Genomic DNA, 24,984 nt, shown 5'->3' on the forward strand with positions numbered 1-24,984 from the left:
TATTGTGATAGTTACCCCATTTATATTCTAGTTATTGAACTCGTTGGGGAGAACGAGCACTATTAAGCCTTATCTTTGTGACGGTTACTTTAAAGAATAGTTTAACTTTTTTATTAGATGTGATTTTTCGGTAAATTTATTCAAAAAAAAGCCCGCATAGCTACGCGGGCGAATAGTCACAGATGCATTACACAAAAAGTGGATGTCCTGAAACAATCAGTGGATTCACTTTTTTGTTGGAGAAGGTTACACGTCGCTTAAGAGTTACATACCGACTGTCAAACGAGTGCCAAACAGAATGAACATATTTTGCTTGAACTTTAACCAACGAGATTAGAATACTGCAAAAAAATCCCTGTGACTATATATGCTTTTAAATTGAATAATAATTTGATTGAATATCTTATATGATGCGAAAATGATCAATTTTTTATGCAACATTATGTAATTTTTACAGATGAGGCTAACGTAAATTGGTTAGCCTGATAGTTTAATCGCGGCAGATTGCTGCGATCTTAGGTTGGCATAACTCGATCAAGTCAGCACAGTTCAAGGCAACCCCTGCCATGTTAGAGCCACTGCTGATGGTGACTTCTGGTTCATTTAAGATTTGTTGATCAAAAATGATCTCCATTGGTGTGCGGAGCAGCAAAGGAACCACGGTGCCTATTTGGTAGCCAGTCAAACTTGCGACTTGCTCCATGGATACGCAGGTCATCCGTCGCCAGTTCAGCAATGCTCGGACTTTTTTCGGATCAACCGATTGATTACCGGGCGCGCAAGCGATGGCGTAGCGATTACTCATATCTCTAAGCACAATACACTTGACCATTTGCTCTGGGCGGATGCCGCGCTGAGCTGCGGCATCTTCAATCGTTGTCGCTGGCGTCTGATGCGGAAGCAGGCGAAAAGCCACCTGCTGCGCCTCTAAGTATTGAGTGATATGGGTGGAAAATGAATTATTCATCGTCTTGTAACGAGTATGGTAGCGCAGCGATGGTCCATGAGCTTTCTGGTTGATCTTTTAAGCGTAATTGAACGTCATCGTCGAGGTTATTCGGCAATACCACTAATGCCAGCGCGGCGTTATCTGTAAAGCGGTAACTCGCAAGTAACTTACCCGCACTACGCCAGTTTTCACCCACGGCACGTTCTAGCTCTGCATTGTCATCAATATTCTTGTCAGCGTTACCTTGGACAATAAATAGGGCACGTTTATTCATACCGCGATACTTGGCGCGAGCGACGGTTTCCTGGCCGGTGTAACAGCCCTTTTTGAAGCTAATGCCGTCCACAGCTTGAACATTAATCGCTTGAGGAATGTGCTCAATTTGCTGCTCTGCGTTAAGTAATGGAGTACCCGATTGAATATCGTGTAGCGTCCATAAATCTTCCGATACTTTGCTCGCGTTACTTTGCGCGACAATCTGCTGTGCAGAGGCTTCTGTGACTAATAGTAACCAGCGCTGATCATCGATCTTAACTGCGCTACCACCCTCTACACGACGCACATCACCAGTCTCTTCTGAAAGGGAGTCAACTAGAGCGGTGGCGTTACTGCCCATCACGCCAAGTGCGATTTCATCACTATGGGCAAACTCAACTTTAGAGAAAATGGCGTATTTCTTAAGTTCCGCAAGCTCTTTGTCGATCAATGACTTTGGCTGGAACATTGCGTAGCCACCATTATGGTGGAATAAGCGGAATACACTCCAAACCTTACCCTTTGCATCACAATGAGCGCCAAACGTTGATGATTGCTCATCAAGAGTCACAACATCACAAGTCACTTGCCCTTGGAGATATGATTTCTTGTCGTCGCCAATGAGTGTGATTGCTCCCCAAGTCGTTAGAGGTGCAATTGCCAGCTCTGGCAGTGAGTCCGTTGATGCTAGCTGTATAGGAGCAAAGTCTTTTTGCCAATCCATGATCGTTACCTAATAGAATCTGAATAGACGTATGTTATCGCCTAATCCCATTGATAAACAACCTTTAGCGTAGTGCGTGATTAAATCCGATAAAGTTAGCGAAAATGCTGACCTTGCTCGGGAGTGTGACTGGCGTACTAGTTGCAAAGCAATTTGCTTGTTACACTCGGCGCAAATCAACCGATTAGGTGAGGAATTACAATGTATACCGCAGAACAAAAAGCGCGTATCAAATGGGCGTGTCGTCGTGGAATGCTAGAACTCGACGTGGTTATCATGCCGTTTTTTGAAGAGTGTTTTGAAAGCCTTAAAGAAAATGAGCAACAAGATTTTGTCTCACTGCTAGAGTGCGATGATCCAGATTTGTTTACTTGGATAATGGGTCATGGCCGCAGTGAAAACTTAGGTCATGCTTCTATGGTCGATAAGATTGTCGCTCATAACCTCAGTAAAGTGCGCTAGGTTTCGCCTAACTCATTCTTACCTTTCTCTACTGGCCAATTACCTTATTCTGGTATTGGCCAGTTCATTCGTCATCCTATCTGACTTACCGCTTGTTGCAGTGTTCCCAAGCATTTATCTGCTCATGACCGTGACGATCAAATCTGGTTTCTTTGCTTCAGCCTTGCTTGGTGATGTGACCTTTTTGTCGGCGCAAGAGTACCAACTAGATCGTTCGTTAATCCCCATTAAGCGTGTTGTGTTCGCACTCTCTCCCGCAGCATTATTGATTGTTCATGATGACAACAGCCGCGTCTTGCTGTGGCGAGATAGTATGAGCGAAAAACAGTATCGCGACTTGATCGTCATGCTAAAAAGGGAGCACTAGGCTCCCTTTTGGTCATATTACTTGAGGGTTAACCTCTGTTGTCAGGAACAAGAATCGTCGGGCGGCTCTCTTTTGCTAGCTCTGGATAGTCGAGCGTATAGTGCAGGCCACGACTCTCTTTTCTTTCCATTGCACAGCGAACCATCAGCTCAGCAACTTGAAGTAGGTTGCGCAGCTCTAATAGGTTGTTTGATACCTTGAAGTTACTGTAGTACTCGTGGGTTTCTTGTTGTAATAACTGAATACGACGCAGCGCGCGTTCTAATCGCTTATCGGTACGTACGATTCCCATGTAATCCCACATAAACAGACGCAGCTCATGCCAGTTGTGCTGAATAACGACTTCCTCATCTGAGCAACTTACTTGGCTCTCATCCCAAGCTGGAAGGGTTGGTGGGAACGAGGCGTTTTCAAGGTTGGCAATGATGTCATTGGCCGCTGCCCACGCGTAAACCACACATTCAAGTAGCGAGTTTGACGCCATGCGGTTAGCGCCGTGTAAGCCGGTATAACTCACTTCACCAATTGCATACAGTTGAGATAAATCGGTTTGACCTGTTTTATCAACCATCACACCACCACAGGTGTAGTGCGCCGCAGGGACGACAGGAATCGGTTCTTTAGTCATATCAATACCAAGATCGAGCAGGCGAGTATTGATAGTTGGGAAATGCTTTTCGATAAAATCAGCTGGCTTATGGCTGATATCTAGGTACATGCAATCTGCACCGAGACGCTTCATCTCAAAGTCGATCGCGCGGGCCACGACATCACGAGGCGCGAGCTCTTCACGCTCATCAAAGTCGGGCATAAATCGCGAGCCATCAGGGCGACGCAAGTAGGCGCCCTCACCACGCAGTGCTTCCGTTAGCAGGAAGTTTCGCGCTTCAGGGTGGTAGAGACAAGTCGGGTGGAATTGGTTGAATTCGAGGTTCGCAACACGGCAGCCTGCACGCCATGCCATTGCAATACCATCACCAGAAGAAACATCTGGGTTAGAGGTGTATTGATAAACTTTAGACGCGCCGCCAGTGGCTAACACGACAAATTTGCTGCGTACCGTTTCAACGTGCTCTTGGTTACGGTTCCAAATATAAGCGCCGATAATTTTGTTGCTGTCACCGCCGACTTTATCTTCGGTAATTAAATCCAACGCATTGTGACGTTCAAGTACGGTGATATTAGGGTGGTTGTGCACATTGTCTTGCAAAGAGGTTTGCATCGCCATACCAGTGGCATCTGCGGCATGCAGAATACGGCGGTGGCTATGACCACCTTCACGCGTAAGGTGGTAGCGAGGTGCTTCGTCGCTATCGTTCTCTTCGCGATCAAAAGGGACACCGCCATCGATTAACCACTGAACACACTCTTTGGCATTCTTAGCGATAAATTCGACCGTATCTTGTTCACACAGACCCGCACCGGCAATCAGCGTATCTTCAACGTGAGACTCGATACTGTCTGATTCATCAAATACCGCTGCAATACCACCTTGCGCGTAGTAGGTTGCTCCTTCACTACGTGGTCCTTTGCTGAGTACGATGACTTTGCCATGTTCTGCGACACGTAACGCTAACGATAGACCTGCTGCGCCACTACCTACCACTAACACATCACACTGATGTTCACGGTTTGCGTTCATAAAACTTTTAAATTCCCGAGTTAATTTGTACCACTGACGCCCTTTACTTAAAAACTCGCGTCGTGGTCACTGAGCGATCCCGCTCATAAACCTGTCATAGATTTGCCAATGCGACTCTGAAAATGTGAGAGTCAATTCGCTATAGTAACACTGCGCGAATGGCTTTGCATTGAGTGCAATTCTTCGTAAAGAGCATTGCTTTTCTTGGCTGTGATCCCCACAATCGGGATCAGAGGTAGCACAATGCATCACTGTGTAAAATTTGTTTGAAGAATTTTTGAACTTATATTTATTTGCTAGGTCACAATAGTGCTCAAGTAAGCAGTGGTGTCAATACTACATTTTGCATAATTAATGCTCATGTCTGATAAGACCGGGGCTAATAACAATAGGAGTACCCGCTCGAATGAACGAGCAGCTGACCGATCAAGTATTAATTGAGCGAGTTCAGAATGGGGATAAGCAAGCATTCAACTTGTTGGTGACAAAGTACCAAAACAAAGTCTGCAACCTTATTTCTCGCTATGTGAATAATCCTGGTGATGTTCCCGATGTAGCGCAAGAAGCATTTATTAAGGCGTACCGAGCGATACCAAGCTTTCGTGGTGAAAGTGCCTTCTATACTTGGTTATATCGGATTGCCGTTAATACTGCAAAAAACCACCTTGTAGCTCAAGGGCGTAGGCCTCCCGCTCAAGATGTGGATACTGAAGATGCTGAATATTACGAAACGGGTAGTGCATTAAAAGAAATATCGAACCCTGAGAACTTAACGTTGTCCAATGAATTGAAACGTGTCGTTTTCAGTGCGATTGAAGCACTGCCTGATGATTTAAAAACCGCAATGACGTTGCGAGAGCTTGATGGCTTAAGCTACGAGGAAATAGCAGCGGTTATGGATTGCCCTGTAGGAACGGTGCGCTCGCGTATCTTCCGTGCTCGTGAAGCGGTTGAGAAAAAGATTCAACCCCTTTTGCAACGCTAGACCAGTAACATTAATGGTGAAAATAATGGCTGACAAAGAGAAACTTTCAGCACTCATGGATGGAGAGTTGGTTGATAAGGCTCTGATTACTGAATTAGAGCAAGACCAAGAAAGCCTACAATCATGGCAAAACTACCATTTAATTGGTGATGTAATGCGTGGTGAGGCTCCGGAGATACCGGAGTGGAATATTGCTGAAAGCGTCGCGTTAGCGCTCGATGATGAGCCTGCGCACTCCACAATAACTCAGTTAGAACAGCATCGTCGTGTTGAATCACAGCCGACACCTGCACAAGCGCGTAAGCAATTACCTGCTTGGTTGAACCAATTTGGCCAAGTCGCGATGGCGGCGTGTGTGTCATTGGCGGTGATCTTAGGTGTGCAGCAATATGGTGGCAGCGATCCAAGTTCACCTGCGGCAGAAACATTGCCTGTTCTTCAAACGATCCCATTTGCTGGTAGCGCAGAGCCTGTTAGCCTAACGCGTTCTTCGGTTGAACAGCAAAGTTCTAGCGAAGTGAATGTACAAGAACAACGTCGTCGCATAAATGCGATGCTACGAGACTACGAATTACAACTACGCTTAAATAGTGAAAATACTATTGAAAGTAGTGATAATCCTGAAACGGTAGTTGAATGAAGAAATTTCTGATCAGTGCGCTGACACTGTTCAGTTTGAACACACCATTAGCCTTTGCAGAAGATAACGCTGCAGAGGCTTTGTTGTATCAAATGAACGAGGCAAGTCAGCACCTTAACTATGAACTGTCTTACATACTGATAAAGAAAAACAGCATTGAGCCATTGCTGTATCGACATGCAGTATCTGAAGATAAGCAGCTTGCACACCTTATCTATTTGAGCGGTCCTGTTCGTGAGGTGATTCGTCGTGGTGATGAGATTAGCTATCTTGAACCTGGCGTTGAACCTTTCACTATTGAGTCGGGCAACATGGTTGCGCCAACGATTCCATTGTTAAATTCAGACGTTAGCCAGTTAAAAAACTTTTACGACTTCGTTCAAGTTGGACGTGCGCGTGAAGCTGGCGTGGCATGTCAGGTGCTAAGAGTGGTGCCAAAAGATGGCCAACGTTATTCGTACGTTTTATGGGTCGATGAAGGCAGCAAATTACCTTTGCGTGCCGATCTGGTTGATCGCGATGGTGAGGTGTTAGAGCAATATCGAACTATTTCTTACAATGTGAATGAGAAAATTGAGCAAGCGCTCAGTGGTTTAAACCAAGTGAAGTTGCCAGAAGTGTTGTCACTGCCAAAAGGGCAAGTTGAAAATGCACACTGGACAGTTGCTTGGGTGCCAAATGGCTTTGAACCGAAAGAGCTGAACCGCTACCGCATGAATGACACTGATCGTATGGTTGAAAGCCAGATGTACAGTGACGGTTTATTTAGCTTCTCGGTTTACATTTCTCAGAGTGATAACCTATCGCTGAAAGGCCAACTGGTTCGCCAAGGTCGTCGTACGTTGCACAGCTTTGTCCGTGGTGAGCATGAAATCTCAGTGATTGGTGATGTTCCTCCTGCGACAGCAAAACGTATTGCTCAATCAGTCAAATTTGCCAATCCTGTGAGTGATTCACAATGATGACCGCACTGGCAACGGTTGCTCACGTTAAACCTCTTTCAAAGGGGTTTGACGTAGAGTTAGCGTGCGAACAGCAAACCAGTTGTAGCAGTTGTTCTTCGCAAAAAAGTTGCGGAACCGGCATCGTCTCCAAAGCGGTAGGGAATAAATCTCTCAGTTGGCATTTAACCACTGACAAGTCAGTTAAGCCGGGTCAGGTGGTTGAAATCGGCCTGCCAGAAAAGAGCATATTGCAATCCGCGGCGGTTGTTTATCTTGTCCCACTCTTTGCCATGATCCTTGGCGCTTTCATTGCACAATGGTGGATCGCTCCACTTTTGGCCGCAGGAGAAGGCATCGTGATTCTATCTTCTGCCCTTGCTACGGTTGCGGGTATTTATCTCGCCAAGAGATTATCTGCGCGATTAGAGCAGCAATCTTCTCAGCAAGTCATATTATTAAGGATATTGGGCGAACCAATTAGCTAGTGCGAAGCGGCTAGAAATTGGGTAGAATCTGCCAACTTGATTGAAATGCCGTCGCTCAATGTAATAAATCAGAGCGAACTAACGGCTTTCTTGTCCCTATTTATAAGAGTTTAGTCACACCAAATCATGAAGCACATTCGTAACTTTTCGATTATCGCCCACATCGACCATGGTAAGTCGACCCTATCAGACCGTTTAATCCAAGTATGTGGTGGATTGAGCGACCGTGAAATGGCCGCACAGGTTTTAGACTCCATGGATCTAGAGCGTGAACGTGGTATCACAATCAAATCACAGAGTGTGACGCTTAACTACACAGCAAAAGATGGTGAAACATACCAACTTAACTTCATCGATACCCCGGGGCACGTTGACTTCGCCTATGAAGTTTCTCGTTCTCTAGCGGCGTGTGAAGGTGCTCTGCTAGTAGTTGATGCTGGTCAAGGTGTAGAGGCTCAAACTCTTGCTAACTGTTACACAGCGATTGAAATGGACCTAGAGGTTGTGCCAATCCTAAACAAGATTGACCTTCCTGCTGCAGATCCTGAGCGTGTATCAGAAGAAATTGAAGAAATCGTTGGTATCGATGCAATGGAAGCCACTCGTTGTAGTGCGAAGACCGGTATCGGTGTTGATGACGTTCTAGAAAACATTGTTTCTGCGATTCCGGCACCAGAAGGTGATCCTGAAGCGCCGCTACAAGCATTGATCATTGACTCATGGTTCGACAACTACTTAGGTGTTGTTTCTCTGGTTCGAATTAAGAACGGTGTTCTTAAGAAGAATGACAAGATCAAAGTAATGAGCACAGGTCAGGTTTGGGGTGTAGACCGTCTTGGTATTTTCACGCCTAAGCAAGTAGATACTGATGTGCTACGTACTGGTGAAGTAGGTTGGGTTGTTTGTGGTATTAAAGACATTCTAGGCGCACCGGTGGGTGATACGCTAACACTGGCTAAAAACGGCAGTGATAAAGCGCTACCAGGCTTTAAAAAAGTAAAACCTCAGGTATATGCGGGTCTATTCCCGGTTTCTTCTGATGATTACGAAAGCTTCCGTGATGCACTAGGTAAACTAAGCCTGAATGACGCATCGCTATTTTATGAGCCAGAAAACTCAGCAGCGCTTGGTTTTGGTTTCCGTTGTGGCTTCCTTGGCATGCTACACATGGAGATCATCCAAGAACGTCTAGAGCGTGAGTACGATCTAGACCTGATCACGACAGCGCCAACGGTAGTGTACGAAGTTGAAGAAACTAACGGTAATACTCTTTACGTTGATAGCCCGGCTAAACTGCCAGCAGTTAATGATATTGAAGAAATCCGTGAGCCAATTGCTCGCTGTAACATCCTAGTACCATCTGACTACCTAGGTAACGTAATCACACTATGTGTTGAGAAACGTGGTACTCAGGTTGATATGGTTTACCACGGTAACCAAGTTGCAGTGACTTACGATATTCCTATGGCAGAAGTGGTACTCGACTTCTTTGACCGTTTGAAATCAACGTCACGTGGTTACGCATCTCTGGACTACAACTTCCAACGTTTTGAAGCGTCGAGCATGGTTCGTGTTGATGTACTTCTTAACGGTGACACGGTTGATGCCCTAGCGATGATCACTCACAAAGATCAGTCGCAAACTCGTGGCCGTCAGCTAGTAGAGAAGATGAAAGAGTTCATCCCTCGCCAGATGTTTGATATTGCTATTCAGGCAGCGATCGGTAACCACATCATCGCGCGTTCAACAGTGAAACAGCTGCGTAAGAACGTAATCGCGAAGTGTTACGGTGGTGACGTGAGTCGTAAGAAGAAGCTACTGAAGAAGCAGAAAGAAGGTAAGAAACGTATGAAGCAGATCGGTAACGTAGAGCTGCCTCAAGAAGCGTTCTTAGCAATTCTTCACATAGGCAAAGACTAATCCCAGTCATATTTGACGCTACAGCGTTGTTGCCAGCGCAAACTCACCGGTTCGCCGGCCGCCCTAATCACATAGTACACCTATGCTCATAGGGCTGAGTTTGCTAGTCGCCTAGCTGTAACGCCAACTATTTATGGGATTATTAGAATTAAATTCAATGAGTAAGTGGAAGGGTTTCGGCTCTTTCACTTTCGTATTTTTGAGATAAGGGAAGTCAATGGCGAACACATTTTCACTCATCCTTGTGATTGTTACTTTGGTAACGGGTATTGTCTGGGTGCTAGAAAAGCTGGTCTTTGCAAAGAAACGCCAAGCCAAAGTGGCGGAAGTCGAAGCGCAAACCAATGGTTTAGATGCCGCTGTTCTTGAAAAGGTGAAGACTCAACCGTGGTGGATTGAAAATAGCGTGTCTATTTTCCCAGTGATCGCGGCTGTACTCGTATTGCGCTCTTTTATCTATGAACCGTTTCAAATTCCATCTGGTTCTATGATGCCAACATTGCTGGTGGGTGACTTCATCTTGGTAGAGAAGTACGCTTACGGTCTGAAAGACCCTGTGTGGCGTACACAGCTGGTTGAAACCGGTAAACCTGAGCGTGGTGATACCGTGGTATTTAAATACCCACCTCAGCCAAGTATCGATTACATCAAGCGTGTAGTTGGTCTACCGGGTGATACGGTTCGCTACAACAGCAAAAAAGAAATCTGTATTCAGTCTCCTGGCGAAAACGTATGTAAGCCAGTGAAACTATCGAATGTAGAAGAAAGCCAGTTTATCCAAAATGGTATCCCTCTGATTCAGTTAGATGAGCAATTAAGTGAAACTGGGCACCAAATCTTGGTTAATCCGCTACGTCGTGATCGCGTTGAGTTGTATCAACCACGCAATGGCGTTAATGAGTGGGTTGTACCAGAAGGTCAGTACTTTGTGATGGGTGATAACCGTGACAACAGCGCTGACAGTCGCTACTGGGGCTTTGTTCCGGAAGCAAACCTTGTAGGTAAGGCTGTGGCTATCTGGATCAGCTTCGAATTTGAGCGTAGCGAAGATAGCGTATTACCTTCATGGATTCCAACTGGTGTGCGTTTTAACCGCATCGGTGGCATTAACTAAATTCTCTTCATATTTGAAGCTGTAGCGTTGTTGACTGCGTAAATTCACCCTAATCACATAGAATACCTATGCTCATAGGGCTGAATTTACTTGTCGCCTAACTACAACTTCAACTATTTTGAGAATGAACACAAATTATTGAGAGAGCATGAATTCTCCTACACCAAAACTAGAGAAGAGGCTCGGCTATCAGTTTAATGATGCTGAGCTAATCAGTTTAGCGCTGACACACCGCAGCGCTAATGGAAAACATAACGAGCGTCTTGAGTTTCTGGGCGATTCAATTTTAAGTTTTGTCATTGCTGATGATCTTTATCACCGTTTCCCTAAGGTAAACGAAGGGGACATGAGCCGTATGCGCGCGACACTTGTTCGCGGTCATACGCTTGCTGAACTAGGTCGTGAATTCGAACTAGGAGATCACTTAAAATTAGGTCCAGGTGAATTAAAAAGTGGCGGTTTCCGTCGTGATTCAATTCTTGCCGACGCTGTGGAAGCCATCATTGGCGCTATCTATTTAGACAGCGACATTGAAGTGGTTCGTGGCATTATTCTTAGCTGGTACAAGACGCGCCTTGATGCAATCAAGCCGGGTGTATCACAAAAAGATCCGAAGACTCGCCTACAAGAGTTCCTTCAAGGTCGAAGAAAGCCGCTACCTGCTTACACAGTGACTAATATTAAAGGTGAAGCACACAACCAAGAATTTACGGTTTCGTGCGAAGTGGCAGGTATTGGACAGCCTGTTATTGGTAAAGGCACCAGCCGCCGCAAGGCAGAACAAGCGGCTGCTGAATTAGCACTAGAGCAATTAACCAATGACTGATTCAACGGATAACAACGAATTTGATATTGATGCGTTTTTCTCATCAGGTGGCGAGCAAGCTACCTCACCAGAAAATCAGCATTGTGGTTTTGTCGCGATCGTTGGTCGCCCTAACGTAGGTAAATCGACCCTTCTAAACCGTATTTTGGGTCAGAAGATTTCGATTACTTCACGTAAGCCTCAGACAACTCGTCACCGCATTATGGGTGTGGATACTGAAGGCGATTACCAAGCGATTTATGTCGATACTCCTGGTCTTCACATCGAAGAGAAGCGTGCGATTAACCGTTTAATGAACCGTGCAGCAAACTCATCACTGAGTGATGTGAACCTTGTGTTCTTCCTAGTGGATGGTACGCATTGGACTGCCGATGATGAGATGGTTCTTACTAAACTGCAGAAATCGAACTTCCCAGTGGTATTGTGTGTCAACAAAGTTGATAACGTACAAGATCGCAATGAAGTCATGCTTCACATGATGGACATGTCGAAGAAGATGGAATTCGTTGATGTTGTGCCAATCTCAGCGAAACATGGTAAGAATATTGATGTACTGCGTAAACATGTACGCGAGCACTTACCTAAAGCGACGCACCACTTCCCAGAAGAGTATGTGACAGACCGTTCTCAACGCTTTATGGCGTCAGAGATCGTGCGTGAAAAGCTAATGCGTTTCACCGGCGAAGAGCTTCCATACTCGGTAACGGTTGAGATCGAGCGTTTCGACTACAACCCGGACACCGACGGCTTCCACATCAATGCCTTGATTCTTGTTGAACGTAATGGTCAGAAGAAAATGGTAATTGGCAAGGGTGGCGAAAAGATCAAGACGATTGGTCGTGAAGCGCGCCTAGATATGGAAGAGCTGTTTGGCCGTAAGGTTTACTTAGAAACTTGGGTTAAAGTGAAGTCGGGCTGGGCAGACGACGAGCGTGCACTACGCTCTCTTGGCTATATCGACGATCTATAAGGTTTGCGAGGCTAAATGCTTCGCTCCAAGTTATACGAAATAAGGAGCCGGTCGGCTTCTTATTTGTATCATGCTGATTATTTAGTAATTATTTAAGATACGAGAGAGTCATCTCTCGTTAATATTGGTTTCATATTTGTCTGGCAAATTCTATGTCCTCTGAAGGTTTACAGCGCTGCTTTGTGTTACACCGCCGCCCTTATAGCGAATCGAGCTTAATTCTCGATGTGTTTAGTGAGGAGTATGGCCGTGTCACCTTAATGTCGAAAGGTGCTCGCAGTAAACGTTCGAATCTTAAAGGTGCACTTCAGCCTTTTACCCCATTGCTACTTAAGTGGTCGGGAAATGGTTCGATGAAGACCTTGCGCCAAGCTGAACCCATTAGCTTAGGTTTACCGTTAACGGGCATTAACCTCTACTCAGGCATGTACGTTAATGAGTTAATTGGCCGAGTGTTGATGGCGGAGGTGGCGATGCCTGCTCTGTTTCATGACTATTTGCACGCACTAACAGAGCTTGCTCAGGCCGATAATCCTGAGCCTGCGTTAAGGCGTTTTGAGCTAGCACTGCTATCGGCAATGGGCTATGGGGTCGATTTTCTTCACTGCGCCGGTAGTGGCGAACCTATTGATCCCGGAATGACTTACCGCTACCGAGAGCAGAAAGGATTTATCGCTTCAGTACGTCATGACAACCTGACCTTTAGAGGTGACGAGCTGATCGCTATCAGTGAACGTCGATTTACCACAAAAGAACAACTCAAAGCGGCAAAACGCTTTACACGTATAGCATTAAAGCCGTATCTTGGCGGCAAACCATTAAAAAGCAGGGAATTGTTTATGTCGATGATTCCCCGAGCACGGAGTATTGGAAAATGAGCTCAATCTACCTAGGTGTAAATATCGACCACATTGCAACGCTACGTAACGCGCGTGGTACTAAGTATCCTGATCCTGTACATGCAGCAGAAATTGCTGAGCGAGCGGGTGCTGATGGTATTACAATTCACCTGCGTGAAGACCGCCGTCATATTGTTGACCGTGATGTTCGCATTCTACGTGAGACGCTACAAACGCGTATGAACCTAGAAATGGCTGTTACCGAAGAAATGGTTGAGATTGCACTGAAGACTAAACCTGAGTACGTATGCCTGGTGCCTGAAAAACGTGAAGAACTCACCACTGAAGGTGGTCTTGATGTTGCAGGTCACCTAGAAAAGGTCAAAGCGGCGACTCAAACTCTAACGGCAGCGGGCATTAAAGTATCACTGTTCATCGATGCTGATCGTGAGCAAATTGATGCAGCGAAAGCGTGTGGTGCGCCATTTATTGAGCTTCACACCGGTCACTATGCAGACGCTGAAACTGAAGAAGATCAGCAAGACGAGCTGAAAAAGATCGCTGCCGGCGCAAGTTACGCTGCGGACCTGGGTATTACGGTTAACGCGGGTCATGGTCTGACTTACCACAACGTTGCACCCATTGCGGCAATTCCAGAAATTTTTGAGTTAAACATTGGTCACTCGATCATGGGTCGCGCAGTGTTTGACGGCTTGCATAAAGCAGTGGCTGATATGAAAGCCATCATGGTTGAAGCGCGCAAATAAGCACTATGGCGATTGTTGGTTTAGGAACAGACATAGCTGAGATCGAGCGAGTCGAAAAGGCGCTCGCTCGCTCCGGTGAAGCATTTGCAAAGCGTATTTTGACCGAGGTCGAACTTGAGATTTTTGCTGGCTTAAAGCAGCAAGGGCGCTTTTTAGCGAAACGCTTCGCCGCGAAAGAAGCGGCATCAAAGGCGTTAGGTACTGGTATTGCGCTTGGTGTTACCTTCCACGATTTTACCATTGCCAATGATGAGCTTGGTGCGCCTAAGTTGAGCCTGTCTAACAAAGCACTTGAGCTTGCTGAGCTGAAAGGAGTGAATCACATCCACCTTTCCATTTCCGATGAACGGCATTATGCAATGGCGACAGTCATACTCGAAAACTAACCCATTTGATTAAAGCGACCTTAGGTCGCTTTTTTTATTTTTGGCATCTTCCCTCCTTAGTCTGATTTTTGGTCAATAATTTATAGTGATTAGATAAAGCATTATTATCACTACGCCTCATGTTTAGTGCTTGCAGCTCTGTTGCTAAGGATTGCTCAATATGGATAGAAAACCGATAGCGGCAAGAGTTGCTCTAGCTGTTAGCGTGCTATTGTTTAGTTTTCATACAGTAGCTATGGATTGGTCAGTATCGGGCTTTGGTACATTAGGTTATGCGTATGAAGATGAGGACCAACTCGCCTATCGACGTGACATTACTCAGACAGCAGAGATTAATGACAATGGTTCATGGTTAACCGACTCTAACTTTGGTCTTCAGTTGGACGCTAGCTTTAATCACCAATGGTCATTCACCACTCAATGGTTACTCGATAACAGTACTAAACACGACTTTGATGAGCTGACTGAATTAGCATTTATTCGCTATGTGCCAAACCAATATTGGAACTTCCGAGTCGGTAGGGTTGGGGTAAGCGCTTACGCGGCAGCGGACAGTCGATATATAGATTATGGCTACTTATGGGTACGGCCATCTCAAGAGCTGTATGGTGGCATTGTATTTAATTCACTCGACGGTTTTGGGGTCAGTTATCTATCCAATAACCCAGCATTTAATTGGTCATTGAAACTTGAGTACGGTAATAACAATCAAAGTGGCGAAATCGCCCAAACAAACGATGATTATACTGCTGAGCTTAAAGGGGTATTGAGCGCCTCTTTTGAAGTGATGCAGGGCAATTGGAAGTGGCAAGCCTCCTACGCTAACGTCGATTCTTTATCGATTAAGCAAGGGGCATCAATTCAAGCTCTCCAAAGTCAGTTACAGCAGGTTTCAATGCTAGGCATTCCTGGGGTGAGTGAGGAAGCTGCACAAGCGTATGACGCTATGACGCTAGATGATGAAACCGTTGATTATTACCAGCTGGCGATGCTCTATTTTGATGGTCTTTGGACGCTACAAACAGAGCTGTTTCACATCTACGCTGACAAATCTTCCATCCCTCAAGGTAGTGGGGGCTATGCGTTAGTCGGTTATAGCCTTGATAACATCACGCCCTATTTCATGTATGGGCTATTCAATCCTAGCCATTCCCCTTATTCCAGCAGTTTAGATTGGGGGGCAGTTAATCCATCCTTTTCCTTACTTCAGACAGGGGCCGAGGTAGGGATTAATTCGGTACGCATTGATCAAAGTACCTATTCACTCGGCGTTCGTTGGGACCTGTTACCTCAGTTAGCACTATAAGCTCAGGTGGATTACGTCAAGATTAATGAGTTTGGATATGGCTTGTGGGCATCGAACCCTTCTGTCTTTGGTGAGGGAAGGGATGCACAAGTTTATACCATCAATCTGAACTTTATATTCTAGGAGGCGATATGAAAAAGTATTTAAGCCTTCTACTACTCTTGTTTACTCCATATTCGGCTGCTGGGTTGTTTATTGTCGTCAGTGAACAAAGCCAAATCAGTGTGTTTGAAGCTGCCGATATCGCGGACATTTATTTGGGACGCACTAAAGTACTGGATAGCTTGTACATAAACCAAGTCATAGACCGAAAAGGGGAGGTTAGGCGGCGCTTTTTCGAGAGTGTGGCACAGATGAGAGAGCCAAGTGAATGCTTATTGGGCCAAGCTTAAATTTTCCGGCAGTATGCAAGCACCTGAGCAAGTTGAGTCTGACTCTAGTGTCTTTGAGAAACTGCTAGCGAACCCTCAGGCGATTGGTTATACCTCAGAGCGCCCTGCTGTTAATTCAGGAATTAAGGTGGTTTTAGAAATTAATGAGTAAGCCGAGACTAAGATCATTATCGACTAGGATGCTAAAGATCGTATCCATTTTGGCACTGTGTTATTTGAGCATAGTGTTGATCGTGATGATCCCTGTTGGTCTCAATAAAGAAGGCCAAAGACATAAAGATCTTGAACACAAATTGGTGCTTTCCCTCTCCAGTTCGGCCGCTATTGCGCTCTATGTCAACAATGCTGAAATTGCGGAAGAAGTCATTAGCGCACTGTTACTGCATGAAGAAATCGATGCTGTGCTTATCCAAGGCAGTGATGGCGTATCATTTTCTTCGAACCTTACACTCGTTGATGAAGAAAACCTGTGGGAAAGTGCCAACCAATACTCTCTTCATTCACCAACCAATGGTGACCCCATAGGTACCTTGTACATTCACAATAATGAGCAAGCACTGCAACAATCAGCATTAGCACAGGTTCTCAATCAGGTGCTGTTTGTTGTGATCCAGTTTTTGGTCACAGTCATTGCATTGATCATTGTCTTTGAGCGAATTGTCGGTCGCCCTTTAACTGTGCTGTCTCGTTCACTGTATTCAATCACACCAGGTAAGATTGAAACGATCACCATTGATAAAGAGAATCGTGAAAATGAGTTAGGTGTGGTCGTGCATAGTGTTAATTCATTTATCGAGAGCTCACGACAAGCAATTATCCGAGAGCGGGAGCTAAGAGCGCAGATTGAGCATTGGGAGCAGTATTACCGTAATCTCGCTCAGCAGGATGTTTTGACCGGATTAAAGAACCGTCTGGGCTGTGAAAAATACATTCAAGCAGCCATCGGCCCCAGTAAATATATTGCGTTACTGTTGGTGGACTTAGATGGTTTTAAGCAGGTCAATGACACTTATGGCCATGCGGCGGGAGACATGATTTTGATGCAAATCGCGCATCGATTTTCTGACTTGCTCTCAAATAGCAGCGTGCCAGGTGTTGTAGGGCGAATTGGTGGCGACGAGTTTGTCATCTACTTCGTGTTAGAGCATCAAGATAAGACGTTGCTCGCAGACATCGCCGCTCAAGCGATTCAATTAGCTAATCAGCCATCGATGTACAATCAGGAGTTGGTCTCTGTCGGTTGCAGTATTGGGATCGCTATTGAAGATTCATCACAGCTTGATATTGAAAAGTTAGTGCACAGAGCGGATCAGGCGATGTATGCGGTTAAGCAATCTCGTAAAAACAGCTTTCGTTTTTACCAGCCTGATACGCTCCGGTAGCGTCTAATTTTCTAAGTATGGCCTTGCACTCGCCACCACTTTTTCCATTTCATCTTGTAACTCGAACAGCTCAGGTTCGATATCTTCGATGCTTGCTCCAGAGCGCAGCTCTTTTTCAATCGTGGCACAGACGTTTTTCAAGCGAGGAACACCACAGTAAGAGCTACTGCCATGCAATTTATGTACATGGTGAATCAATTGCTCGGTATCAAAATGATCATCTTCTAGTGCCCCTTCCACAATGGCGCTGACGTCTGGGATGTAGTCAACCAACATCTGTAGCATATCTTGAGCGAGATCTTCTTTATTGGCCGATTGTTTCAGTGCCGCTTGCCAGTCAATGATCATATTGCTGTGACTCTCTTGAGCGGCAGTTTCCTCATGGTGTTCAATCACGGCGGAGCTAACGGATAAATCCAGCTTCTCTAAATCTTGCTTAGTTGTATGCGGATTCCAGTGCATCAATACTTGTTGCAGCACATGTTCTTCAATTGGCTTGGTGAGGTAATCGTCCATCCCTGCAGACAATAGGCGGTCACGTTCGCCACTCATCGCATGGGCAGTCACCGCAATGACAGGGGTATTGCTGTTTAGCTCTGTTTGTTTAATCTGACTACAAGCGGTGACACCATCCATATGCGGCATCTGAATATCCATCAAGATAATATCGAAATGCTGAACTTCAGCTTGTTTTACTGCATCAAGGCCATTGGTACACGTAACAACGCTATCTACCCTTTCGTGCAGCAGGGCGCTAATCAGTTTTAAGTTCGCTGGGTTATCGTCTACGGCCATAACCGTCAACGGCAAAGTCTCGTTGTTCTGTGAAGGACTCTCTAATAGCGGCACACTCTCTTGATTTGCTGCAAGGGTCTGCAGGAGTTTTCTACGCGACAGTGGCTTAGTAATACAGTGAATATGGTATTTCTGAATCAAGTGATCTGAGAGAGCTAACGCTGTACTTGGTGTGCCGACCACCACGTGAGAAGCGCATCTCATTGCATGCTCAACCCATCCCTGAACCGTTTCAACGTCGTTCTCTCTATTTGGTGATAGATTGAGAAGCACATAGTCGTAACTTTCAGACTCATCAGGCAGAGATGAGCGATAGGTAACGATCAAGCCTTCCTGTACCAAGGTTTGTTGAATGACCGATGCCGCTTGCATGTTTGGCTCTACCAGAAGCAGAGAACGTTGCTGCAATACTTGGGTCTCGATTAAGTCGCTAACTGGCATATCGGTTGAAGATAAGCGCAGGGTAAACCAGAAGGTTGAACCTTGGTGGAGGCGACTGGTTAGGCTGATTTCGCCGCCCATTTGGCTAACGAGTTTCTGGGTGATAACTAGACCAAGGCCAGTACCGCCATAGCGGCGAGAGATACTCGCATCCGCCTGACTGAAGGCTTGGAATAGCTGAGATTGCTGACGCTCGGAAATGCCGATACCCGTATCTCTAACCATGAACTGTAGCTCGACCGAATCTTCTTTCTGCGAACGCAGTTCAACACTAATATCGATATTGCCGCGTACGGTAAATTTAATTGAGTTACCGACCAGGTTGGTGAGAACTTGCTGAATACGTAGTGGGTCACCCACTAATCCCGCTGGGATCTTAGGATCTATCTTCAGTGTTAGTTCAAGGCCTTTTTCATGGGCGCTGGTGGCTTGTAGGCTGACAACTTCTTCGAGAGAGGCTTGGAAATCAAACGGAATGTTCTCTAGCGCTAGCTTACCTGCCTCTAGTTTCGAGAAGTCGAGAATGTCATTGATGATATTCAGTAAGTTATTCGCTGAATTCTCGATGGTTTGCAGGTAATCAGTTTGGTTATTGGTCAGTGTGGTTTTGAGCATCTGACGGGTAAAACCAATCACGCCATTGAGTGGTGTACGCAATTCATGAGACATGTTAGCTAAGAATTCAGACTTAACACGCGCTGCTTCTTGAGCGCGTTTTTTAGCAATGTCTAACTCAACGTTTTGAATCTCTAGCTGTTCAAGAGTCTCACGTAAGTCTGAAGTCGCTTGGTCGATACTGTGTTGCATCTCAACGTGGTACTCCGACAAAGAGACCGCCATAGAGTTGATACCATTTTTCAGTGAATCGAGCTCACCATGCATCTTACCTTCAATTCGCACATCCAAATGACCGCGACGAATTCGGTCCACCATGTTCTTCATGTGAGAAATCGGCCGCGTCACATCATGCATTAAGCGATGAGCAAATACCGCAGACAGTCCTAGGCCGATCAGCAGTACGAGGAATGCGGAAAATATCTCTTGGTATTGCTGCAGTCGCAATGATGACAGGTCGAGCTCTACGGCGACATAACCTAAGGCTGGATTGTTACTTTGACCTTTGATGGTGGCCACCAGTCCTGACTCGGCGATGACAGGTGCGCGCAGGATCAGTGTATTTTCTTTCAGCACTGAGCTTACCAACAGCGGAATAGGCTCATCTCTTGGAAAAGTTAATAGCTCAAAATTCGGATGGAAGTTCGAGGTGACGAACAACTCGTGGTTATAGTCGAAGACGGCAATACTTCGAACAAACTTGGAGTTCTTACGATGTGCATAACTGATGATACGGCGAACCGATTCTCGGCTATTATTTTTAAGCCCTTCTTCGCTGGCGATGGCCAACGGCTCAATGATACTGAGTCCTGAGTTGATTACCTGCTTTTCAAGATCGTGATAGCGATTGAAAGAGAAAAAAGCACTCAGGAGCAGTCCGATAATTAGTGTTGGCGCTAAGGTAAGTGTAATAACGCGGGCACGTAAGCCATATCTTGTCATTATTGTCTAAACATCGTGGTGTGGATATGGGAAAATAACTTCCAAACTAAAAGAAGCCGTCGAAATACTAAGCATAATCAACTCAGTCGGCTCAGACAATGATTCAGGTACAAAAGGTGGAACCTGAACAGTAATTAGAGCAATTAAAATAGGCACATAGCATGGCGCGTTTTTTCCAACCAAAGAAGAAAACTCAACTCAATACTAAACATCAATCTTTGACGATTGAGAAGTTGGATCACCATGGTGCAGGTATCGCTTACCAAAATAACAAGCCGATCTTCATTGAAGGTGCGCTGCCAGGTGAGCAAGTACTGGCTCAGTTAACGGAAAGCAAAAGTAAATTTGGCCGAGCAAATCTAATCAAGATTCAAAAGCCAAGTGAGCAACGTATAGAACCATTTTGTCCACATTACCACGAGTGTGGTGGCTGTAATATGCAGCATTTGGCCATTGAGCCTCAACAAGAATACAAACAACAAACGCTTGGTCAGCTAATGAGTAAATTTGCTGGCCAACGTATAGAATTAGAAGCGCCAGTCATTGGTGATGCTAAAGGCTATCGTCGCCGTGCGCGAGTGAGCTTGAAACTGAATAAGAAAACTCGCCAGTTAGAGTTTGGCTTTCGTAAAAAACAGAGCAAAGACATTGTTACAGTGAAGCATTGTCCAGTGCTAGATAGCGACCTTGATGCTTTGCTTGTACCACTGCATCAACTGTTGAGCGGCTTTTCTAATCAAGAAAGCCTAGGTCATGTGGAGTTGGTGAAAGGGGACAACACCAACGTGATTGTTCTACGTCACTTGAAAGCGTTAAAAGAGAGCGATCAGCAGAGCTTAGAGGCGTTAGCTAAAGAACATGTCGCAACGCTTTACTTAATGCCGGAAAGTGACCAACTTAACCGTGTGGTGGGTGAGTCTGCCAATTATACTGAAGCTGGCGTAACGATTCCGTTTGAACCAAATAACTTTATTCAGGTCAATCAGAAGGTAAACCAATCAATGGTGGCACAAGCGCTAGATTGGTTAGAGCTTGATGAGCAGGATTGTGTGCTTGACCTGTTTTGTGGCCTAGGTAACTTCAGTTTGCCGATGGCGCAGAAAGTGAAGCAGGTGATTGGCGTTGAGGGTGTCGATGCGATGGTCGATAAAGCTAAAGACAATGCCAAAGTGAATGGTATTAGTAACGCTGCTTTCCATCAGGCCAACCTAGAGCAAGATTTCTCTGGTCAGCTTTGGGCTCAAGAAAAATTTGATAAAATTCTTCTCGACCCAGCACGAGCTGGAGCAAGTGGCATCATTGAGCACATTTCTCAGCTGGGAGCATCCAGAGTTGTGTATGTGTCATGTAATCCTGCTACCCTAGCAAGGGATTCACAAAGCTTGCTCAATCAAGGCTACAAGTTACAAAAATTAGGTATGCTCGATATGTTTCCGCATACCAGTCATTTAGAATCGATGGCGCTATTTGTAAAGGATTAAACGAACTTGCTTCGGACATGGAAAACTGAGTGCGGAGCAGGTCGAATATAAAAAGAATAACAGGACGAAAATAATGGTTGCGGTAAGAAGCGCACATTTAAATCAAGACGAACAGTTTGAGCTAGATAAGTGGATTGCTAGTCTAGAACAAGAACCTAAAGTGGCTAAACGTCTCAAAGAAGTCTACTTACGTGGCGAGGCTATTTTAGAAGGCAACGATCAAGGACCACTGCTGCTATGGCGTGGCCGTGAAATGATCGAAATCCTCATCACGCTTTCAATGGACAAAGCGACGCTGGTGGCGGCGCTGTTGTTCCCATTGGTGACGAGCGGTGCTTACGACAGAGAACAGTTTGAGGAAGACTTTGGCAAAGAGACCATCAAGCTGATTGATGGCGTTGAAGAGATGGCTGCTCTTGGCCAATTGAACGTCACTATGGAAGGCGGTTCAGCGTCTGCTCAAGTGGATAATGTCCGTCGTATGCTACTGGCGATGGTAGACGATTTCCGCTGCGTGGTAATCAAACTAGCGGAACGTATTGCTAACCTAGTTGAAGTGAAAAAAGCGCCAGAAGAAGTGCGTGAAGCGGCAGCAAAAGAGTGTGCCAATATTTACGCGCCGCTAGCGAACCGCCTCGGCATTGGTCAGTTAAAATGGGAAATGGAAGATTACGCTTTCCGTTACCAACAGCCAGATACCTACAAGCAAATTGCTAAGCAGCTTTCTGAGCGCCGTATTGTACGTGAGCAGTACATCCAAGATTTTGTTGATGACTTAACTTCGGAAATGAAGGCCTCCTCTATCAATGCTGAAGTGAGTGGTCGTCCAAAGCACATCTACAGCATCTGGCGCAAAATGCAGAAAAAAGGCCTAGCCTTTGATGAGCTATTTGATGTGCGTGCGGTGCGTATCATCGCTGACAAATTGCAAGATTGTTACGCCGCACTAGGTACTGTGCATACTAAATACAAGCACCTACCAAGTGAGTTTGATGACTATGTGGCTAATCCAAAACCTAATGGCTACCAGTCAATCCACACTGTCATTTTAGGCCCTGAAGGCAAAACCATCGAGATCCAAATTCGTACTAAAGATATGCACGAAGATTCGGAGCTCGGGGTAGCCGCACACTGGAAATACAAAGAAGGTGGCGGCGGCCGTAGTGGTTATGATGAGAAAATCACTTGGCTACGTAAGCTACTTGATTGGCAAGAAGAGATGTCCGATTCAGGCGAAATGCTTGATGAGCTGCGCAGTCAGGTGTTTGATGATCGTGTCTACGCCTTTACCCCGCGTGGCGATGTAGTCGACCTACCAATGGGCGCGACGCCACTCGATTTTGCCTACCATATCCACTCTATGGTTGGTCACCGTTGTATCGGTGCCAAAGTCGCAGGCCGTATTGTTCCGTTTACTCATAAACTCGCAATGGGTGATCAGGTCGAGATTATCACTGCCAAAGAGCCAAACCCATCACGTGACTGGTTAAACCCATCGACTGGTTTTGTTACGTCAAGTCGCGCTCGTGCCAAGATTAACGCGTGGTTCCGTGCCCAAAGCCGCGAGAAAAACCTAGAAGCTGGTCGAGAAATACTAGAGCAAGAGCTAACCAAGATTGGTGCTACCTTAAAAGATGCCGAGCAATATGGTCTTAAGCGCTTCAATATGAATACCCCTGACGAACTCTATGTAGGGGTCGGCAGCGGTGATTTGCGTATTAACCAGATCATTAACCACATCAACGCGCTGGTGAACAAGCCTACGGCGGAAGAAGAAGACCAACAAGCGTTAGAGAAGCTCAAAGAGGCTGTCAATAAAGCGCCAGCTCAAAGCCGACCGAAGAAAGACGCGGTGGTGGTAGAAGGTGTCGATAACCTAATGACCCACCTAGCGCGTTGTTGTCAGCCAATCCCTGGTGATGAAATTGCTGGCTACATTACCCAAGGTCGAGGCATATCTGTTCACCGTGCTGATTGTGAACAGCTTGAAGAGCTAAGACATCACGCCGCAGAACGTATCATCGATACGGTATGGGGCAGCGGCTTTGTAGGTTCATACATTTTGACGGTGCGCGTAGAAGCAATGGAGCGTAGTGGCTTGCTAAAAGACATTACTACCTTGTTTGCCAATGAAAAAATCAAAGTCACCAGTATGAAGAATCGTGTCGACTACCGTACACAAATGTCGATCATGGACTTTGATTTGGAAGTGACTAACGTTGAGATCTTAACTCGAGTGTCTAAGCGTGTAGAACAAATCAAGGATGTAATGAGCGTTAAACGCCTTGGCTAAAATTCTCGTCATACTTGAAGCTGATAGCGTTGTTGCCTGCGCTCACTCGCTCCATCACATAGGCAAGCTATGCTCAGGAGTCTCGCTCGCTTGCCGCCTAGCTACAGCTTCAATTATTTAGAGAATTGATCAACATATAACAAAGGTGAGTGGTTTTGGCCGCTCACCTTTTTATTTGAATGAAAGTTCTTTAGATAGAAGATTTAAAGGAAGAAGGAAAATGAGTCACCCAATCGAACAGTTAGAACAGATTATGACGAAACTACGTGACCCAGAAAGTGGTTGTCCGTGGGATATCAAACAGAACTTTGACACTATTGTGCCGTATACCATCGAAGAAACCTACGAGGTGGTGGATGCGATTCAAAATCGTGACTGGTCGAATCTTAAAGAGGAGCTGGGCGATCTACTATTCCAAGTGATCTTTTATAGCCAGATGGCCAAAGAGCAAGGACTGTTTGAGTTTTCCGAAGTGGTTGAGACCGTCAATGAAAAATTAACTCGTCGCCATCCGCATGTGTTTTCTGATACCAAGTTTGAGAATGACGAGCAAATAAATGCCAATTGGGAAGCGGAAAAAGCCAAAGAGAAGGCCAAAGTAGGCAAACAAGAACAAAGTATTCTAGACTCAGTACCAGCTTCGTTACCGGCACTTTCTCGTGCTACAAAGATCCAGAAAAAGTGTGCCAAATTTGGCTTTGATTGGGATTCGTTAGGGCCAGTGGTTGGCAAGGTTCAAGAAGAAATCGAAGAAGTGATGGAAGAGGCACTGCAAGTCTCAGTCGATGAGAATAAAGTCGAATTGGAACTTGGCGATTTACTCTTTGCTACCGTAAATTTAGCGAGGCATTTGGGTAAAGATCCAGAAGTGGCACTGGCCAAAGCCAACTTAAAGTTTTCCAGACGTTTTAAGGGGGTAGAGGCAATAGTGGCAGAGCAAGGCAAACAACTGACTGATTTTAATCTAGAACAGTTAGATAGCTTCTGGGATCAAGTGAAAGCGAAAGAAGCGTTAGAGAAGAGAGTCGAATAACTCGCTACTCGAATTTGATTTGAAGCAAA

Annotated in this window: 24 protein-coding genes; 20 read left to right on the top strand and 4 right to left on the bottom strand. The window is 45.6% G+C overall.

Translation table 11 applies throughout. The features are described 5' to 3' along the window. Positions 1–490: 490 nt before the first annotated feature. Positions 491–967, bottom strand: coding sequence for an aminoacyl-tRNA deacylase (locus ELS82_RS10220; RefSeq protein ID WP_134835388.1), 477 nt, complete (start codon positions 965–967; stop codon positions 491–493). Next, a complete protein-coding gene (gene ygfZ / locus ELS82_RS10225) occupies positions 960–1,928 on the bottom strand; it encodes a tRNA-modifying protein YgfZ (RefSeq protein WP_134835389.1) in 969 nt (322 codons plus the stop codon). The genes ELS82_RS10220 and ygfZ overlap by 8 nt, the downstream gene beginning before the upstream one ends. Before the next feature lie 201 nt (positions 1,929–2,129). Between ygfZ and ELS82_RS10230 the strand changes: the two genes are divergently transcribed. Together ELS82_RS10230 and ELS82_RS26905 are read left to right on the top strand one after the other, a co-directional pair. After that, entirely contained in the window at positions 2,130–2,390 is a 261-nt protein-coding gene (locus ELS82_RS10230) for an FAD assembly factor SdhE (RefSeq protein WP_004415630.1), read from the top strand. Next, the gene (locus ELS82_RS26905; protein WP_244230774.1) at positions 2,359–2,757 is read left to right on the top strand and encodes a protein YgfX; all 399 of its coding nucleotides are present in this window, start codon (positions 2,359–2,361) and stop codon (positions 2,755–2,757) included. Before ELS82_RS10230 ends, ELS82_RS26905 begins: the two co-directional genes overlap by 32 nt. 28 nt (positions 2,758–2,785) lie before the next feature. Here ELS82_RS26905 and nadB read toward each other — a convergent pair whose 3' ends face one another. After that, positions 2,786–4,399 (bottom strand): L-aspartate oxidase, encoded by a 1,614-nt coding sequence (gene nadB, locus ELS82_RS10240; protein WP_134835390.1) that lies wholly within the window; start codon positions 4,397–4,399, stop codon positions 2,786–2,788. Positions 4,400–4,805: 406 nt separating this feature from the next. On the opposite strand from nadB, the gene rpoE reads away from it, so the two are divergent. The 15 genes from rpoE (at position 4,806) to ELS82_RS10310 (ending at position 17,355) form a co-directional block, all read left to right on the top strand. Then, entirely contained in the window at positions 4,806–5,384 is a 579-nt protein-coding gene (gene rpoE / locus ELS82_RS10245) for an RNA polymerase sigma factor RpoE (RefSeq protein ID WP_004415624.1), read from the top strand. Positions 5,385–5,409: 25 nt separating this feature from the next. Further along, positions 5,410–6,024, top strand: a complete 615-nt coding sequence (locus tag ELS82_RS10250; RefSeq protein WP_167489290.1) for an RseA family anti-sigma factor — start codon at positions 5,410–5,412, stop codon at positions 6,022–6,024. Next, a complete protein-coding gene (rseB, locus tag ELS82_RS10255; protein ID WP_134835392.1) occupies positions 6,021–6,986 on the top strand; it encodes a sigma-E factor regulatory protein RseB in 966 nt (321 codons plus the stop codon). The genes ELS82_RS10250 and rseB overlap by 4 nt, the downstream gene beginning before the upstream one ends. Beyond that, a complete protein-coding gene (locus ELS82_RS10260) occupies positions 6,983–7,453 on the top strand; it encodes a SoxR reducing system RseC family protein (protein WP_134835393.1) in 471 nt (156 codons plus the stop codon). The genes rseB and ELS82_RS10260 overlap by 4 nt, the downstream gene beginning before the upstream one ends. A gap of 126 nt (positions 7,454–7,579) precedes the next feature. Continuing rightward, a complete protein-coding gene (lepA, locus tag ELS82_RS10265; RefSeq protein ID WP_134835394.1) occupies positions 7,580–9,373 on the top strand; it encodes a translation elongation factor 4 in 1,794 nt (597 codons plus the stop codon). 217 nt (positions 9,374–9,590) lie between these two features. Then, positions 9,591–10,487, top strand: a complete 897-nt coding sequence (gene lepB, locus ELS82_RS10270) for a signal peptidase I (RefSeq protein WP_134835395.1) — start codon at positions 9,591–9,593, stop codon at positions 10,485–10,487. Positions 10,488–10,635: 148 nt separating this feature from the next. Continuing rightward, entirely contained in the window at positions 10,636–11,313 is a 678-nt protein-coding gene (rnc, locus tag ELS82_RS10275; RefSeq protein WP_134835396.1) for a ribonuclease III, read from the top strand. Next, on the top strand, positions 11,306–12,283 hold the full coding sequence (era, locus tag ELS82_RS10280) for a GTPase Era (RefSeq protein WP_134835397.1): 978 nt from the start codon (positions 11,306–11,308) through the stop codon (positions 12,281–12,283). The genes rnc and era overlap by 8 nt, the downstream gene beginning before the upstream one ends. A 152-nt stretch (positions 12,284–12,435) precedes the next feature. Next, on the top strand, positions 12,436–13,161 hold the full coding sequence (gene recO / locus ELS82_RS10285; RefSeq protein ID WP_038211178.1) for a DNA repair protein RecO: 726 nt from the start codon (positions 12,436–12,438) through the stop codon (positions 13,159–13,161). Continuing rightward, positions 13,158–13,889, top strand: a complete 732-nt coding sequence (gene pdxJ / locus ELS82_RS10290) for a pyridoxine 5'-phosphate synthase (RefSeq protein ID WP_134835398.1) — start codon at positions 13,158–13,160, stop codon at positions 13,887–13,889. The genes recO and pdxJ overlap by 4 nt, the downstream gene beginning before the upstream one ends. Before the next feature lie 5 nt (positions 13,890–13,894). After that, a complete protein-coding gene (gene acpS / locus ELS82_RS10295; protein ID WP_134835399.1) occupies positions 13,895–14,275 on the top strand; it encodes a holo-ACP synthase in 381 nt (126 codons plus the stop codon). A 160-nt stretch (positions 14,276–14,435) separates the two neighbouring features. Continuing rightward, positions 14,436–15,581: a hypothetical protein gene (locus ELS82_RS10300; RefSeq protein ID WP_244230775.1), complete on the top strand. Its 1,146-nt coding sequence runs from the start codon at positions 14,436–14,438 to the stop codon at positions 15,579–15,581. A gap of 131 nt (positions 15,582–15,712) precedes the next feature. Further along, positions 15,713–15,973 carry a hypothetical protein gene (locus ELS82_RS27425; RefSeq protein ID WP_341867180.1) on the top strand — a complete coding sequence of 87 codons (261 nt, stop codon included), beginning with the start codon at positions 15,713–15,715 and terminating at the stop codon, positions 15,971–15,973. After that, positions 15,948–16,124 (top strand): hypothetical protein, encoded by a 177-nt coding sequence (locus tag ELS82_RS27430; RefSeq protein WP_341867181.1) that lies wholly within the window; start codon positions 15,948–15,950, stop codon positions 16,122–16,124. Before ELS82_RS27425 ends, ELS82_RS27430 begins: the two co-directional genes overlap by 26 nt. 28 nt (positions 16,125–16,152) lie before the next feature. After that, entirely contained in the window at positions 16,153–17,355 is a 1,203-nt protein-coding gene (locus tag ELS82_RS10310) for a GGDEF domain-containing protein (protein WP_244230776.1), read from the top strand. Between the two features lie 3 nt (positions 17,356–17,358). On the opposite strand, the gene barA is transcribed toward ELS82_RS10310, so the two are convergent. Beyond that, entirely contained in the window at positions 17,359–20,148 is a 2,790-nt protein-coding gene (barA, locus tag ELS82_RS10315) for a two-component sensor histidine kinase BarA (protein ID WP_134835401.1), read from the bottom strand. Positions 20,149–20,309: 161 nt separating this feature from the next. Here barA and rlmD point away from each other — a divergent pair, with 161 nt between their 5' ends. The 3 genes from rlmD to mazG all read left to right on the top strand — a co-directional run bounded on the left by rlmD (position 20,310) and on the right by mazG (position 24,955). Further along, positions 20,310–21,629 carry a 23S rRNA (uracil(1939)-C(5))-methyltransferase RlmD gene (gene rlmD, locus ELS82_RS10320; protein WP_134835402.1) on the top strand — a complete coding sequence of 440 codons (1,320 nt, stop codon included), beginning with the start codon at positions 20,310–20,312 and terminating at the stop codon, positions 21,627–21,629. Between the two features lie 73 nt (positions 21,630–21,702). Further along, positions 21,703–23,922 (top strand): GTP diphosphokinase, encoded by a 2,220-nt coding sequence (gene relA / locus ELS82_RS10325; RefSeq protein WP_134835403.1) that lies wholly within the window; start codon positions 21,703–21,705, stop codon positions 23,920–23,922. Positions 23,923–24,142: 220 nt separating this feature from the next. Continuing rightward, on the top strand, positions 24,143–24,955 hold the full coding sequence (gene mazG / locus ELS82_RS10330; RefSeq protein ID WP_134835404.1) for a nucleoside triphosphate pyrophosphohydrolase: 813 nt from the start codon (positions 24,143–24,145) through the stop codon (positions 24,953–24,955). The last annotated feature ends 29 nt before the right edge of the window (positions 24,956–24,984 follow it).

The organism is Vibrio ouci, assembly GCF_004551525.1.
Lineage (GTDB): Bacteria > Pseudomonadota > Gammaproteobacteria > Enterobacterales > Vibrionaceae > Vibrio > Vibrio ouci.